General features: G+C 70.3%; 16 protein-coding genes and 1 riboswitch. Of the genes, 4 read left to right on the forward strand and 12 right to left on the reverse strand.

The features are described 5' to 3' along the window. Nucleotides 1-120: 120 nt before the first annotated feature. Together VGF64_06715 and VGF64_06720 are read right to left on the reverse strand one after the other, a co-directional pair. Nucleotides 121-894 (reverse strand): DUF72 domain-containing protein, encoded by a 774-nt coding sequence (locus tag VGF64_06715; protein ID HEY1634431.1) that lies wholly within the window; start codon nucleotides 892-894, stop codon nucleotides 121-123. Nucleotides 895-946: 52 nt separating this feature from the next. Beyond that, a complete protein-coding gene (locus VGF64_06720; GenBank protein HEY1634432.1) occupies nucleotides 947-1,096 on the reverse strand; it encodes a hypothetical protein in 150 nt (49 codons plus the stop codon). Between the two features lie 244 nt (nucleotides 1,097-1,340). On the opposite strand from VGF64_06720, the gene VGF64_06725 reads away from it, so the two are divergent. Then, nucleotides 1,341-2,978 carry an acyl-CoA synthetase gene (locus VGF64_06725; protein ID HEY1634433.1) on the forward strand — a complete coding sequence of 546 codons (1,638 nt, stop codon included), beginning with the start codon at nucleotides 1,341-1,343 and terminating at the stop codon, nucleotides 2,976-2,978. Here the strand turns inward: VGF64_06725 and thiD are convergent. The 7 genes from thiD to VGF64_06760 all read right to left on the reverse strand — a co-directional run bounded on the left by thiD (nucleotide 2,915) and on the right by VGF64_06760 (nucleotide 8,472). Then, nucleotides 2,915-3,811 (reverse strand): bifunctional hydroxymethylpyrimidine kinase/phosphomethylpyrimidine kinase, encoded by an 897-nt coding sequence (thiD, locus tag VGF64_06730; protein HEY1634434.1) that lies wholly within the window; start codon nucleotides 3,809-3,811, stop codon nucleotides 2,915-2,917. The two genes, VGF64_06725 and thiD, sit on opposite strands and share 64 nt — an antisense overlap. A gap of 5 nt (nucleotides 3,812-3,816) precedes the next feature. Then, nucleotides 3,817-4,644 (reverse strand): thiazole synthase, encoded by an 828-nt coding sequence (locus VGF64_06735; GenBank protein HEY1634435.1) that lies wholly within the window; start codon nucleotides 4,642-4,644, stop codon nucleotides 3,817-3,819. Between the two features lie 7 nt (nucleotides 4,645-4,651). Further along, nucleotides 4,652-4,855, reverse strand: coding sequence for a sulfur carrier protein ThiS (gene thiS, locus VGF64_06740; GenBank protein HEY1634436.1), 204 nt, complete (start codon nucleotides 4,853-4,855; stop codon nucleotides 4,652-4,654). Continuing rightward, on the reverse strand, nucleotides 4,852-6,054 hold the full coding sequence (gene thiO, locus VGF64_06745; protein HEY1634437.1) for a glycine oxidase ThiO: 1,203 nt from the start codon (nucleotides 6,052-6,054) through the stop codon (nucleotides 4,852-4,854). Before thiO ends, thiS begins: the two co-directional genes overlap by 4 nt. A gap of 102 nt (nucleotides 6,055-6,156) precedes the next feature. Next, nucleotides 6,157-6,268: riboswitch (TPP riboswitch) on the reverse strand. A 28-nt stretch (nucleotides 6,269-6,296) separates the two neighbouring features. After that, on the reverse strand, nucleotides 6,297-6,773 hold the full coding sequence (locus VGF64_06750) for a DUF4190 domain-containing protein (GenBank protein HEY1634438.1): 477 nt from the start codon (nucleotides 6,771-6,773) through the stop codon (nucleotides 6,297-6,299). 74 nt (nucleotides 6,774-6,847) lie between these two features. Continuing rightward, nucleotides 6,848-7,891 carry a hypothetical protein gene (locus VGF64_06755; protein ID HEY1634439.1) on the reverse strand — a complete coding sequence of 348 codons (1,044 nt, stop codon included), beginning with the start codon at nucleotides 7,889-7,891 and terminating at the stop codon, nucleotides 6,848-6,850. Then, entirely contained in the window at nucleotides 7,888-8,472 is a 585-nt protein-coding gene (locus VGF64_06760; GenBank protein HEY1634440.1) for a lytic transglycosylase domain-containing protein, read from the reverse strand. The genes VGF64_06755 and VGF64_06760 overlap by 4 nt, the downstream gene beginning before the upstream one ends. 299 nt (nucleotides 8,473-8,771) lie before the next feature. On the opposite strand from VGF64_06760, the gene VGF64_06765 reads away from it, so the two are divergent. Then, nucleotides 8,772-9,527: a SigB/SigF/SigG family RNA polymerase sigma factor gene (locus VGF64_06765; GenBank protein HEY1634441.1), complete on the forward strand. Its 756-nt coding sequence runs from the start codon at nucleotides 8,772-8,774 to the stop codon at nucleotides 9,525-9,527. A 268-nt stretch (nucleotides 9,528-9,795) separates the two neighbouring features. On the opposite strand, the gene VGF64_06770 is transcribed toward VGF64_06765, so the two are convergent. Continuing rightward, nucleotides 9,796-9,981 carry a hypothetical protein gene (locus tag VGF64_06770; GenBank protein HEY1634442.1) on the reverse strand — a complete coding sequence of 62 codons (186 nt, stop codon included), beginning with the start codon at nucleotides 9,979-9,981 and terminating at the stop codon, nucleotides 9,796-9,798. Next, a complete protein-coding gene (locus VGF64_06775) occupies nucleotides 9,978-11,027 on the reverse strand; it encodes a YihY/virulence factor BrkB family protein (GenBank protein HEY1634443.1) in 1,050 nt (349 codons plus the stop codon). The genes VGF64_06770 and VGF64_06775 overlap by 4 nt, the downstream gene beginning before the upstream one ends. Nucleotides 11,028-11,265: 238 nt before the next feature. Between VGF64_06775 and VGF64_06780 the strand changes: the two genes are divergently transcribed. Then, nucleotides 11,266-11,577: a WhiB family transcriptional regulator gene (locus tag VGF64_06780; protein HEY1634444.1), complete on the forward strand. Its 312-nt coding sequence runs from the start codon at nucleotides 11,266-11,268 to the stop codon at nucleotides 11,575-11,577. 13 nt (nucleotides 11,578-11,590) lie between these two features. On the opposite strand, the gene VGF64_06785 is transcribed toward VGF64_06780, so the two are convergent. Then, nucleotides 11,591-12,001 carry a PPOX class F420-dependent oxidoreductase gene (locus VGF64_06785; protein ID HEY1634445.1) on the reverse strand — a complete coding sequence of 137 codons (411 nt, stop codon included), beginning with the start codon at nucleotides 11,999-12,001 and terminating at the stop codon, nucleotides 11,591-11,593. A gap of 146 nt (nucleotides 12,002-12,147) precedes the next feature. Between VGF64_06785 and VGF64_06790 the strand changes: the two genes are divergently transcribed. Next, nucleotides 12,148-13,785 (forward strand): long-chain fatty acid--CoA ligase, encoded by a 1,638-nt coding sequence (locus VGF64_06790; protein HEY1634446.1) that lies wholly within the window; start codon nucleotides 12,148-12,150, stop codon nucleotides 13,783-13,785. The last annotated feature ends 27 nt before the right edge of the window (nucleotides 13,786-13,812 follow it).

A 13,812-nucleotide genomic window follows, 5' to 3' on the forward strand; every position in this document is an offset into this window, starting at 1 on the left:
CGGAAGTTCGACGCGTCGGTCGACCAGGCCGCCCGGGCGCCGCGGTCGAAGCGGATCTCGCCCCGCACCGCGTCTCGCAGCGTCGCCTCGAGCGCCGCAGGATCGGTCACTCGAGACGGTCTAGCCCACGCGGACCTCGCCGGTCTTCGGAACACGGGTCGGCCGCAGCCCCACCCGTTGGGCCGTGGTCGCCAGCACGGTCGCGTCGCGCACGGCGCAGCCCCGCTCGTCGTTGTTGAAGAAGGCGAAGGTGTCGGTATCGGCCCCCCAGGTCTCTGCCAGCCGGCGGGCCCACCCCGCCAGGGCGGCCCGCCCGTAGCAGGGCCGGGGAGTGGCGCGGCCCTCGTGCAACCTGAGGTAGGCCCAGCCGGCCGTGCGCCACAGCGGGGTCCGCAATCGGGGGCCGTCGGCCAGGCAGAGCGCTGCCCCATGGTCGGCGAGCACCTCGGCTGTCTCGTCGGTGAACCACGACTCGTGACGCAGCTCCACGGCGACTCGGACGGCCGACGGAAAGCAGCGAAGGGTGGCGTCGAGGGCCCGTGTTTCCGCACGCAGGGTCGGCGGCAACTGGAGCAGGACGGGCCCCAGCTTGGGGCCCAGCTGCCGGGCCCGTGACAGGAACAGCTGCACCGGCTCGGCTGGTTCCCGAAGGCGGCGCACGTGGGTCAGATAGCGGCTCATCTTCACCGCCACCACGAAGTCGTCAGGAGTCCGGCGTGCCCAGTCGGCGAAGGTACGGGCCTCGGGGAGGCGATAGAACGCGTTGTTGACCTCGACGGTCTGGAAGCGTCCGGCATAGTGCTCGAGCCATCGGGTCTGGGGCAGTCCCTCTGGATAGAACGGTCCCCGCCACGACCGGTACTGCCATCCCGAGGTCCCGATCAGTAGCGTCACCCGGGCCGCCCCTGTCCTTGCGGGCGGCCTCCCGGGCCGCCCTGGGGCTGCCTCAGGCGAAGCGCCGGCCGGCCATGGCCGCGAGGGTGTGGTCGCGGCAGAGCTCCGAGAACCCGACCGTCTGGCGCCCGCACCTCGACACATCGCACGTGGGCTTACCGAGGAAGGCCGTGTTCACCCGACGGAACAGGTAGCGGATCATTGGCGCTCCTTCGGCTGTCGCAAACGGCCGAACCGTCCTCGGCACGCGGTGACCGCAGCCTCGGGTGCCTACCCGAGGCGCCGTCGCCCGAAACTATTCGCCGGCCGGGGCTCCGGGTCCTCTGGCACCCGGCGTCGACGCGGACCCGGGGCACGCTGGGCAAGAGCGCGCGGCTGCCACAGACGCCCGGGGACGGCAGAGTAGGGTCAGATCTCCGAAGCGCGAATCGTCGAGCGTGCTGGAGGTGGACGTGACCGACTGGAACTTCGCCGACGTCTACGAGACCGTGGCGACGAAGCTGCCCGAGGCTCCGTCACAGATCCAGGGGGGGCGAACCCTGAGCTGGGCCGACGTGGACCGCCGGGCGAACGGTCTGGCCCGCGACCTGCTCGACGCCGGTCTCGGGCACCAGGCCAAGGTGGCGGCCTACCTCTACAACGCCCCGGAGTACCTGGAGAGCTATCTGGCCGCCTTCAAGGCGGGCCTGGTCCCGGTCAACACCAACTACCGCTACGGGCCCGAGGAGATCGCCTACCTCTTCGACAACTCGGACACCGAGGCAGTGGTGTTCCACACGTCGTTCACCGAGCTGCTCGACAAGGTGCGGAGCCGCCTGCCCGGGGTGCGCCGGTGGTACGCGGTGGACGACGGCGGCACCGTCCCCGAATGGTCGACGCCGTACGAGGAGGTGGTCCGTGCCGGTCGATCCGACCCGGTGCGCGGCCCCTGGGGTCGCTCGGGCGATGACCTCCTCCTGCTCTACACCGGGGGTACGACGGGCATGCCCAAGGGCGTCATGTGGCGCCAGGACGATCTCTTCAACGTGCTCGGCGGCGGGGGAAACCCGGTGCTGGGTCAGCCACCGGCGGCCGACCTCGACGACTTCGCCTCCCGCATCACCGGACCGGGCTTCGTCACGTTGCCCGCCTGCCCCCTGATGCACGGCACCGGTCAGTTCATCGCCTTCATCACGCTCAACGGGGCAGGATGCGTCGTGACGCTCGAGGGCCGCAGCTTCGACGCGGCCGAGCTGTGGCGATCGGTGGAGCGCTACCGGGTCAACGGCATCGCCATCGTCGGTGACGCCTTCGCCCGGCCCATGCTGGCCGAGCTCGAGGCCCAACCCGGTCGCTATGACACCTCGAGCGTCATGCTGATGAGCTCTTCCGGCGTCATGTGGAGCCAGGAGACCAAGACGGCGCTGCTCGAGGTCATGCCCCAGGTGATCCTGTACGACTCACTCGGCTCGTCCGAGGCAGTGGGCCTGGCCGCCAGCATCTCGGCCGGCGGCAGCGCCACCGACACCGCCCAGTTCCAGCTCGGAGAGCGGGTGCGCGTCTTCACCGACGACGGTCGCGAGGTTGCCCCCGGCTCGGACGACATCGGCATGGTGGCGATCAGCGGCTTCATCCCGCTCGGCTACTACAAGGACGAGGCCAAGACGGCTCGCACCTTCCGAACCTTCGACGGCGTCCGTTACTCGATCCCGGGCGACTACGCCCAGGTCAACCCGGACAGAAGCCTGCACCTTCTGGGTCGTGGTTCGGTGTGCATCAACACTGGCGGCGAGAAGGTCTATCCGGAGGAGGTCGAAGAGGTCCTCAAGGAAGACCCCGCCGTGGCCGACGCGGCCTGTGTGGGCGTGCCCGACGAGCGCTTCGGCGAGTCGATCTGTGCCCTGATCCAACCCGTGGTCGGGACCACGGTCGACGAGGAGCGGCTCACGCAGCGCGTGCGCGCCCGACTCGCGGGCTTCAAGGTCCCCAGGTCATACATCACGGTCCAGAGCCTCGGCCGGAGCCCGGCGGGCAAGCTCGACTACCCGGGCCTGTCGGAGCTGGCGCGGGCGTCGGCTCCGTCGTCGGGAGAGTCAGCCGGCTGAGCGTCTTCGGTCTCGGCGATCCGGGCATCGCTGCCCCATCCGAGCTGGTCCACCGGTCCCTGGCCTGATCCGAGCGCCCACCCGGCTGCTCCCCGGAGGGCGCGGGTGAGGAAGGTCTTGGCCCCTTCGATGGCATCTCCTGGAGTTGCTCCCAGCGCCAGGTTGGCGGTCACCGCCGCCGACAGGGTGCACCCCGTACCGTGGACGTTGGCGGTGGCGATCCGGGGCACCGACAGGATCCTCGCGTCCGTCCCGTCCCAGATCACGTCGACGGCCGCCGGGCCGGGAAGGTGACCGCCCTTGATCACGACGTAGCGGGCGCCGGTCTCCGCCAGCTGGCAGGCAGCTGCCGTCATGTCGTCGACCGAGACCAGGTCTCGCCGGACGAGCACCGACGCCTCACGCAGGTTGGGCGTGACGACGAGGGCATGCGGTAGGAGCAGCTCGAGGTAGGCCCGCTCGGCGTCCGGCTCGAGCAGGCGTTGACCGGACGTGGCGACCATGACGGGGTCCACCACCAGGTTCCGGAGCTCGCCCCTGGCGGCCTGGTCGGCGACTACCGCAACCGTGGCTGCCGTCGCCAGCATGCCCGTCTTGACCGCAGCCGGGCGGAGGTCGCTCACGACCGACGTGATCTGGGCATCGACGTGCTCCGCCGGCACGATGTGGACGCCCTGCACCCCGAGGGTGTTCTGGGCGGTGACGGCCGTGATGGCGCTGGTGCCGAACACGCCGCGGGCGGCGAAGGTCTTGAGATCGGCTTGCACACCCGCCGCTCCACCCGAGTCAGAGCCGGCGATGGTGAGCGCGACCGGCGGGGTGACGCTGCTCACGCTGCTCACCAGCGCTGGTCGAGGTCGGCCATCCCCTCGAACGACGTCGACGGCTCGGCGTGGAACCGCGGGGGGATGCGTCCCGAGCGCCACGCCAGCCGTCCGGCCTCGACCCCCTTCGCCATGGCCGCGGCCATGCCCGCCGGCGCCTGCGCTCTGGTGACCGCCGACGCCAGCAACACGGCATCACAGCCGAGCTCCATGGCGACGGCGGCGTCCGATGCGGTACCCAACCCGGCGTCGAGGACCACGGGCACCGACGCGGCCTCGACGATGAGGGCGATGTTGTGTCGGTTCCGGATGCCCAGGCCGCTGCCGATCGGTGAGCCCAACGGCATCACCGCCGCACAGCCGACCTGCTCGAGGCGGCGGGCGAGCACGGGATCGTCGTTCGTGTACGGCAGGACCACGAACCCGTCGTCCACCAGCCGCTCGGCCGCGTCGAGGAGCTCGACGGCGTCCGGCAGCAGCGTCCGCTCGTCGCCGATCACCTCCAGCTTCACCCAGCTGGTCTCGAGGGCCTCGCGCCCCAGCCTGGCCGTGCGCACGGCCTCGCCCGCCGTGTAGCACCCGGCAGTGTTGGGCAGGACCCGGACCTCCAGCCGTCCCAGCACGTCGAGCACCGAGCCCTTCGTCGTAGGGTCGACGCGCCGCATGGCGACCGTGGCCACCTCGACACCCGACGCGGCAACGGCCAGCTCGAGGGCCTCGAGGCTGGGAAGTCCGCCCGTCCCCAGGATCATGCGGGACCGGAAGACCTCTCCGGCGATCGTCAGCGGATCCTCGGCCACGGACGCGTCCCCATCGCGGGTCTCGGTCAGATCGGCTGCCACTGTCGGATCACCCTCCCTGGGCCGCGGCGAGCACCTCGACGCGGTCGTCGCTGCACAGCGTCGTGATCGCCCATCGGCTGCGGGGCACGACGTCCCCGTTGATCGCCACGGCCACGCCGGCCGGGCCGCGATCCGACCAGGCCACCACCGTGTCGACGGTGGTGCCGTCGTCGAGCCGCCGATGCTCTCCATTGAGCGTCACGTCGATCACCGGACCGTCTCCGTATCGCTGATCCGGCCTCGCTGACCAACGCCGACAAAGCGTGATGGCGAGAAGGGGAGGACATGGTCCTCGAGCCGGCCCGTCGACAGATAGGTCGCCACGGCGTCGGCGGTCACCGGCGTGAGCAGCACACCGTTGCGGTGATGGCCGGTGGCCATGATCAGACCCGGCAGCGCGGACGGGCCGAGCAGGGGAGCGTTGTCGGGCGATCCCGGTCGGAGGCCGACGTGGGTCTCGGCCAGCTCGAGCTCGAGCACGCCCGGCACCAGCTCGTGGGCGTCGCGCAGGAGGGTGTACGCCGCCTCGGCGGTGACGGTCGTGTCGAACCCTCTCTCCTCGACGGTGGCGCCCACGACGACGCGCCCGTCGTCGCGGGGAACCAGATAGACATGCGACCCCTCGGCGACGCCGCGGAGGTTGCGGGAGAGGAACGGCGGATCGGCGGGTCCACGGAGATGGAGGATCTGGCCCTTGACGGGGCGCACCGAGGGTACGGCGTCCGGCGGCAGGCCGGGTATCGAGCTCGACCAGCAGCCCGCCGCCAGCACGATCGCGTCGGCGAGGAGGAGCTCGCCGCCCTCGAGCCGAACGCCGGCCGCCCGGCCGTCGGCCACGACCACCTCGGCCACCGCGCACTGATGGATCGCGACACCCCGACGCACCGCCGCAGTGCGCAGCGCGGGAGTGAGCCGCCTGCTGTCGACCTGGTGGTCCTCGGGGGCGAGGATGCCGCCCCTGATCCCGGGGGCGAGCATGGGCTCGAGGGCGCGGCACTGGCGGCCGGACAGGAGCTGCGCCTCGAGACCGAGCCCCTGCTGAAACTGGTGGAGCTCCTCGAGAACGGCCCGATCGCTACCGTCGACGGCGGCGAAGAGCGTGCCGCAGCGGCGGTACCCGACGGCCGTCTCGGCCTCCTGCTCGAGCTCCTCGACGAACGCCGGATAGCGCTCGGCCGAGGCCAGATTGAGCTGCAGGAGGGCTTCCTCGCCGTAGTGCACCTCGGTCACCGGAGCCAGCATGCCCGCCGCCGCCCACGATGCGCCGGCGCCCGGATGCGGGTCGACGACCGTGACCCGGAGGCCGGCGCCTGCTGCCCGCCAGGCCGTGGCCAGGCCGATGCACCCACCGCCGACGACGACGACGTCGGGACGGTCTGCTCCGGGGCCGTCCGGGTGCGAGCCGTTCACAGCGGGTCCGCCGCCGGGGAAACCGCCCGCGCTCGGGTCCAGCAGCGGCCAGTCGGTGGGGCTGCGCGCATCTCGCTCCCGTCCTTCGTTCTCGGGCGAGAGGGCGGCCGAACCAGCACTCCCTGCGCCGGTATTACCCGGATCAGGTCCGACGGTCGGGAGCTGACAGCTCACCCTCTCAGCCTGGTCACACCAGGCTCCCGTGTGAGCCCCACGTTAGCCGCCGGCCCCCGGCGGCGCGATCAGCCGCTGTAGACGCTGCTCGTGACGGCCACGATGATCCAGATCACGTCCAGGGCGATCCCGATGGTCCCGAGCACGATGCCGGCCATCGCCATCCCGGAGCCACCTTGGGTACCGCCCGACCTCTGGATCTGCGAGCGGGACACGAGGCCGAAGATCAAGGCCAGGATGGAGAAGATGTTGAAGAGCGCGAGCACCCCCGGTATCCCGATGATGCCCAGGACGAGGGCGGCGACAGCGAGCCCGTTGGTCGACGCCCGATAGGGGGCGGTCCCCGGTGGCTGCGCCCATCCTCCCGGGTTGTGCGAGCCGGTGCCCTGGGGGCTCGCCCATCCCTGGTTGGATCCACCCGGCGGGCTGGACCATCCCGCGCTGGCCGCCTCGGGCGGGGGCGGGACCCCCGGACTGGCGTCAGGCGGGTACCACCGACCGTCGGACGCCTGCCACCAACCGGATCCCTGCGCCGAGTCGCTCACGGCGGCGTCCCCCTGTCTCCGTCGACACGACGGTAACAAACGAGGTCGGGAGACGCCGTCATCGTGGTGGGGAGTCAGGCGGTCGGGGACCCGAGGATCTTCCGCGGGTTCTCGACCAACATCTGGCGGAGCTGGTCGTCGGTGACCCCTCGGCCCCGGAGGGCGGGGATGACGTCGTCCGAGATATGCGTGTACCGCCAGTTGGGCTGGACGGCGGTGACCATCTCGTCGTCGAACCAGTCGTTGTGGCACGCGGCGTCGTGCGACAGGACCATGCGATCGGCGTGCCCGCGCCCGCACATGGCGGCCACCGTCGCGACACGCTCCTCGAACGAGAGGATGGCGTCGATCCCGAATCGGTCCATACCGATGTACGAGCCGTTGCCGACGAGCTCCTCGAGGTAGGCGAGATCGGTGCTGTCCCCGCTATGGCCGATCACCACCCGCTCGAGATCCACCCCCTCCTTGGCGAAGATCCGTTGCTGTTCGAGGCCCTGGCGGGTTGCCGCGTGGGTGTGGGTCGAGATCGGGGCGCCGGTCAGGCGATGGGCCTGGGCCACGGCCAGCAGGACCCGCTCCACGCCGGGCGTCACGCCGGGCTCGTCCGTGCAGCACTTGAGGATGCCCGCCTTCACGCCGGTGTCGGCGATACCGACCTGGAGGTCGCGCACGAACATGTCGATCATCGGCTCCGGGCCGTCGAGCGGGGTCCCCGGACCTCGGTAGCTGAAGTAGAGGGGAACGTCGTTGTAGGTGTACAGGCCCGTGGCCACCACGATCTGCAGCTCGGTACGGGCAGCGATGGTGGCGATGCGAGGTACGTAGCGGCCGAGGCCGACGACCGTGAGATCGACGATCGAATCGACGCCGCGGGACTTCAGCTCGTTGAGCCGGCCCACGGCATCGTCGATCCGTCGCTCGTCGTCCCAGCCAAGCGGATAGTTCTGCTGGACGTCGGGGCTCAGGATGAAGACGTGCTCGTGCATCAGGGTCGTGCCGAGGGCACCGGCGTCGATCGCTCCCCGCACCGTGTTGACCTGTCCCATGCGCACCCCCGAGATCGCTCGTCCGCAGGGCCATGGATCGTAGTGCGACGGCCGGTGGGTGGCCGTCGTCACCCGGATCCCACCCCTCCGGACGCGCCGTACGCAGACGCCAGCGACAGCACCTGGGCGACGTAGTCGGATGAGTGGTTGTAGGCGTAGATGGCCCGGCCGACGGTCGCCGGATCATCCCCGCCGTCGGTGCAGAGCAGATGGGCGGCGGAGTACACGGCGTCCACGGGATCGTAGGGGCTCGGTGGATCGGCGCCCCCCGGTCCGACCACGGCAACAGAGGAGAAGGTGGTCGGCTCGAACTGCATCGGTCCCTCGGCGCCGGCGAAGTTCGCACCGCTCCTCACCCCGGCGGAAGCCGACTGGCCGTTACCGCTCTCCACCGTCCCGATGCCGGCGAGAACCGTCCACGGCAGCCCGGGACAGGTCCCCGCAGCCTGCTGGTAGAGCTGGAGGTACGTGGGCGGGATCGACCCCACCGCCCGGCCCGACGGCGGACCCCCGGACGCCGGCCCTCCCGCCAGCTGGCCAGCCGACGGCTCGCCTCCCGGGATCGCCGTGCCCGCCACCGCCCCAGCGAGGATCGCCGCGCCGAAGACAGCCGTCACCAGCAGGCCGGCGAGGAGCAGTGAAGCCCGTCTCATCGACGGGTCTCTGCGCTGCACACCGCGTCGTTATAGCCCGTTTCATGCTATCTTATGCAGAGTGACTGGTTGTCAGTCAGAGGCGCGGCGGCATTGGTGGGACTGCGCCTCCCCCGACAAGGGGAACGAGTCGGCGATCTCGTGCCAGGAGGCAGGCCCAGCGAGCGAGGGGGCGAATCAAATTGACCAGCAGGTCAATGAACATCGCCGTATGAGCCGACGCCCCGTACAATGAGTCGAGCCCTCGTCGGGACGGTGTGAGGTCAATAGGTGCAGGCGACGTCCTTGGGGAGGGCTGGATGGCAATCAGGCAGGAGTGGCAGATAGCCGGCCACGGCGCGTTGGTGGACGGGTCCACTTCGGCGCGGCCTGCGGACAGGGCGAACGGCCGGCTCATCGAGGATCACCTCGGCCTGGCCCGCTACCTGGCTCGACGCTTCTCCCACCGAGGTGAGTCCCTCGAAGATCTGGTGCAGGTGGCCTCGATGGGCCTCGTCGAGGCGGCCAGGCGCTACGACCCCGACCACGGCACGAGCTTTCCCGCCTTCGCCACGGCCACGATCGTCGGGACACTCAAGAAGCATTTCCGTGACCGCGGTTGGGCGGTGCGGGTCTCCCGTCGGGTCCAGGAGCTGTATCTGGAGACCCGTGACGCCGTCGATCAGCTCAGCCAGTCGCTGGGTCGGTCCCCGACCATCGACGAGCTGGCGGCCCATCTGGAGGTGTCCGCGAGCGACGTCATCGAGGCCATGGAAGCGGGACGCCTGTATCGGACAGCCTCACTGAGCCAGACGCTGGACGACGACACCACCCGCGCCCTCGAGACTCGGGTCGGGGCGGTCGACCCCGGTGTCGGCGTCGTCGATCGTCGGGATCTGGTTCGCGACCTGATGAGCCGCCTACCGATGTCGGAACGGCGCGTGGTCCTGCTGCGATTCCACGAGGGCCTGAGCCAGGCCGAGATCGGCTCTCGGGTGGGTGTGAGCCAGATGCAGGTATCTCGCCTGCTGGCCCGTGGACTCGAGCGAATGCGGGCTTGGGAGGCTTGCGCCTGAGGCAGCCTGCCGCCTCAACTGCGTCGACACGCCTCGTCAGAGTGATCACCTCGGCCCAACATGCCGCGGACCGGCGATCGGAGGAGATTGGCCCGCCGGCGGATGGGGGAGCATGGGGCAGGGGGGGAGGGCGCCGCCATGATCTGCCCCCACACCGCCGGCGTTGCGGCCTGACACTGTGTTACCCGGCCGCCGCGTGTCCAAACCGTTCAGTCACGCGTTTGTCGAAAAAAAGTTGGTGCCCCCGCGAGGTGGCTCACCAGCACCCTCAGTGCCCGACCACGGGGCCGACGACCGGCCCCTCGCCCGTCCCGGGATGGCTCGAGCGCCGCTCCGCGACCAGTCGGCCGAGGACCACCACCGTGACGATGGGGAGCTCGACGAGCTCCTCCATGGCGAGCAGGCCCAGCGTCGGGTACCAGACCGCCGCTCTGGCGAACGGCAGCCGGCTCACTGACCATCTCCGCTCGGACGGACCGGGGTGGAGGACCTCGATGACGCACCGGGACCGCGCGACGCATCCGACCGGTAGTCCGGCCCGCGATCGAACTCGACCGCCACCCGCTGCTCCGGCCGGCGTTCGGCAGCTCGGGCGATGTCGCCGAGCACCCGCTCGTCGGCGGGGGTCAGCGGTGGCGGCACGATGCTCCTCGGGTACAGCCGCTGAGCGCGTACGACATTGAGCTCGGCGGCGTACAGGGTGATCTGGCACGCGAGGTAGAGGAAGCCGATGAGCCCGAGGATGCTCGCGAAGTAGCCGTAGACCTGACCACTGTGCCGGAGCTGGTGACCGACCAGATAGGCGCCCACGTACTGGAGGACGGCCCAGGCCACACCGGCGATCACCGCCCCAGGGACCAGGAACCGGCGAAGGACTGCCGGCGGGGTGAGGATGCGAAAGGCCACGATGTAGAGCCCGACGTCGGCGGTCACGGCGACGACGGCCGCGGCCACCCGAAGCCCCACGGAGTGGCCCCCGAACGAGGCGAACCCGGCCACCACGGTGATCACGACGGCGTCGAGGCCGAGGACGCCGACGAACCCGAGGCTGCGGACGAGCCGGGCGGCGAACCCGGGACGATCGACGGCGGGGACGTTCCACACTTCCGCCATGGCGGTCTGCGCGGCCCTGGTCACGCCCAGGGACCCCCACACCAGCACGATCAGGCCGATGATCAATCCGACCACGCTGCCCGCCCGGAGCGAATGGACACCGTGGGGACCGGCCAACTGGGGCCCCACGATCGGGAACTGCGACAGCGTCGAGCTCACCACTCGGTGCTGGAAGCCGGGATCATTGGCGAACACCAGCCCCAGCACCGTGATCAGGACCAACAACATGGGAAACAGGGCCAGGAAGCCGTAGTAGGCGATCAGGGCGGCCAGCGACCCAGCGGAGTCGTCGCCGAACTTCTTGACCACGGCGAAGAGGAAGGCCAGTGGTGGCCGCCGCTGCTGGAAGTCGTCGACCTTGCGGATCCCCCGTTCGACGGGATTCATGGGTGTCCTCGATTCCCGGTCCTCGGGCCCGTCCCCCCGGTGGGCCCGACCGCCGACAGCCGGCCCGGCTCCAAAAACCTGCTCGACATGTACCCGATTGTCGCATCGAGGCAACTTCTTGCCCTGCGGCGACGCTCGACCAGGCTCCACTCGGCCGGTTCGACGTTTCGTCAGACCGGGGCTCGGGTAGCGAGAGACGCTGGTAGACGGGATCGACCTCCAGGAGGCGGGAACCGCTGTGATCGACGATGTGCTGACCGCCCCCGCAGATCTCCAAGCCGACACGAGCTGGCGAGCACGAGCCGCCTGCCGGCTCTGTCCTCCCGAGCTCTTCTTCCCCAGCGGCACGACCGGGATCGCCCTCGAGCGGATGGAGCGGGCCAAGCAGGTCTGCGAGGCCTGCGATGTGCGAGCCGACTGCCTGCGATTCGCCCTCGAGACCAGGCAGGAGTTCGGCATTTGGGGAGGCACCGACGAGAAGGAGCGGGCCCGCCTGCGCCGCAGGGGCCGGATGACCGCCCTCGTCAGCTCGATGCCGACCCGCCGCTGACCGGCGGCCGGTGCTACCCGGCCCGGTTGGGACCGGCTCGCTCGATGGTGATCCGCAACATGAGCCGGCCGTCCCGCTCCATGGCCCGGCGGTAGTCGTCCCAGTCGGGGTGCTCCCCGCTGATGGAGCGGTAGTAGGCGACCAGCTCCTCCATGGCCTCGGGGAGCTCGAGCAGATCCACCGGCCCCTCGACCTGGACCCACGGACCGAAGAAGCGATCGCCAAGGACGCACAGGGCGGCCCACGGGCGACGTCGCACGTTGGCCGTCTTCATGGCGCCCGCACGGGTGCTGACGACCGCCCGCCCCCCGCCATCGATCGCCGCCGTCACCGGAGACAGCTGCGGACGACCATCACCCCGCGTGGTGGCCAGCACGGCCTGGTGATTCGAGCGGATGAAGCTGCGAGCGTCCTCGGCGTCCATGACGGGCGAGGCTATCCGAGTCCTCTGGGTCAGCCCCCCGGGCTGGCCATGGAGCGGCGTCCCGCCGGCGGGTGCCTTGTACGATCCCCCGGAGCTGCGCGGCTGGCCCGGGAGACCGGTCCATGTGTTCAGAAGTGAGGGCCACCATGTTGAGCACGATGCAGGACAGGCCGCTGCTGGTCAGCGCCATCGTTCGCCACGGTCAGGACACCTACGGCGACAGCGAGGTGGTCACCTTCGAGGACGGCGGCGCCCGTCGATCCACCTTTGCCACCGTGGCCGAGCGGGCCGAGCGGCTGGCCACCGCCCTGCGTGACCTGGGGGTGGAGCGGGGCGACCGCGTGGGCACCTTTTGCTGGAACCATCAGGAGCACCTCGAGGCCTATCTCGCGGTGCCCAGCATGGGAGCGGTCCTTCACACCATCAACATCCGGCTGTTCCCTGAGCAGCTGAGCTATGTCGTCAACCACGCCGAAGACCGCGTCCTGCTGGTCGACGCGTCGCTCGTCCCGCTCCTCGCCAGGGTGATCGGCGAGCTCAAGTCGGTCCAGCACATCGTGGTGATCGGCGAGGGCGATGCCAGCCCGCTGGGAGACTGCCTTCGTCACGAGGAGCTGATCGGCGGCTCGAGGCCTGGATTCGACTGGCCTGAGCTCGACGAACGCGACGCCGCGGTCATGTGCTACACGAGCGGCACGACGGGCAACCCCAAGGGCGTCGCGTACAGCCACCGATCGACGTTCCTGCACAGCCTCGCGGTCACGTCCGCCGTCAGTCTTGCCATTCACGAGCAGGATCGGGTGCTTGTCATCGTGCCCATGTTCCACGCCAATGCCTGGGGGATGCCTTACGCGGCGTGGCTGGTGGGGGCGGACTTCGTCCTTCCCCAACGATTTCTGCAGGCCGAGCCGCTGGCGAGGATCATCGCCGAGGAGAGGCCCACCACCTCGGAGGCGGTTCCGACCGTCCTGAACGACCTCCTCCACTACGGAGAAGGCCACCACCTCGACCTGTCGTCGCTCCGTCTCATCGTGGCGGGCGGGTCGGCCGTGCCGCGGGCGCTGATCGAGCGGTATCGGGAGCGCCACGGGGTTCGCGTCGTCCAGGGCTGGGGGATGACCGAGACGAGCCCGCTGTGCGCGCTGTCCTTCCCGCCCAAGGGTGCGGCGGAGGGCGAGGAGGTGGACTACCTGGCCCGCACGGGCCGGGTGGTTCCCGGAGTGGAGCTGCGTGTCGTGGCACCGGACGACACTGTGTTGCCACGCGACGGGAAGTCCGTGGGAGAGTTCGAGGTCCGCGGCCCCTGGGTCACGGCGTCGTATTACGGCGACCCCTCGCCTGAGCGCTTTCATGACGGCTGGCTGCGAACGGGTGACGTCGGCACCCTCGACGGCCGCGGCTTCATGCAGATCACCGACCGCACCAAGGACGTCGTCAAGTCGGGCGGGGAGTGGATCTCGTCGGTCGAGCTAGAGACGATGCTCATGTCCCACCCCGCCGTCTACGAGGCGGCAGTGGTCGGGGTCCCGGACTCCCGCTGGGAGGAGCGGCCCCTGGCGTGCGTGGTCCCGAACGAGGGCGCCCACCTCGATCCCGTCGAGCTGCGACGGTTCCTCGCCGGCCGCGTGGCACGGTTCTGGCTTCCAGAGCGGTGGGCCATCGTCGAGGAAGTACCGAAGACCAGCGTCGGCAAGTTCGACAAGAAGGTGCTGCGGGCGAGGTTCGCCGACGGCGCTCTCGACGTCGTCACCGCCGGGGACACGGCGCGGTCGGCGGCCGATTGAGCGGGGGGCCCTGCAGCGGCGGTGAAG

The organism is Acidimicrobiales bacterium (assembly GCA_036491125.1).
In the GTDB taxonomy this organism is placed as follows: Bacteria; Actinomycetota; Acidimicrobiia; order Acidimicrobiales; family AC-9; genus AC-9.

Excerpts from the sequence above, each read along its gene's own strand:
- VGF64_06720 (HEY1634432.1), bottom strand. The coding sequence starts at position 1,096 with ATGATCCGCTACCTGTTCCGTCGGGTGAACACGGCCTTCCTCGGTAAG.
- VGF64_06785 (HEY1634445.1), bottom strand. The coding sequence starts at position 12,001 with ATGGACGCCGAGGACGCTCGCAGCTTCATCCGCTCGAATCACCAGGCC.
- VGF64_06760 (HEY1634440.1), bottom strand. The coding sequence starts at position 8,472 with ATGAGACGGGCTTCACTGCTCCTCGCCGGCCTGCTGGTGACGGCTGTC.
- VGF64_06790 (HEY1634446.1), top strand. The coding sequence starts at position 12,148 with ATGTTGAGCACGATGCAGGACAGGCCGCTGCTGGTCAGCGCCATCGTT.
- VGF64_06765 (HEY1634441.1), top strand. The coding sequence starts at position 8,772 with ATGGCAATCAGGCAGGAGTGGCAGATAGCCGGCCACGGCGCGTTGGTG.
- VGF64_06775 (HEY1634443.1), bottom strand. The coding sequence starts at position 11,027 with ATGAATCCCGTCGAACGGGGGATCCGCAAGGTCGACGACTTCCAGCAG.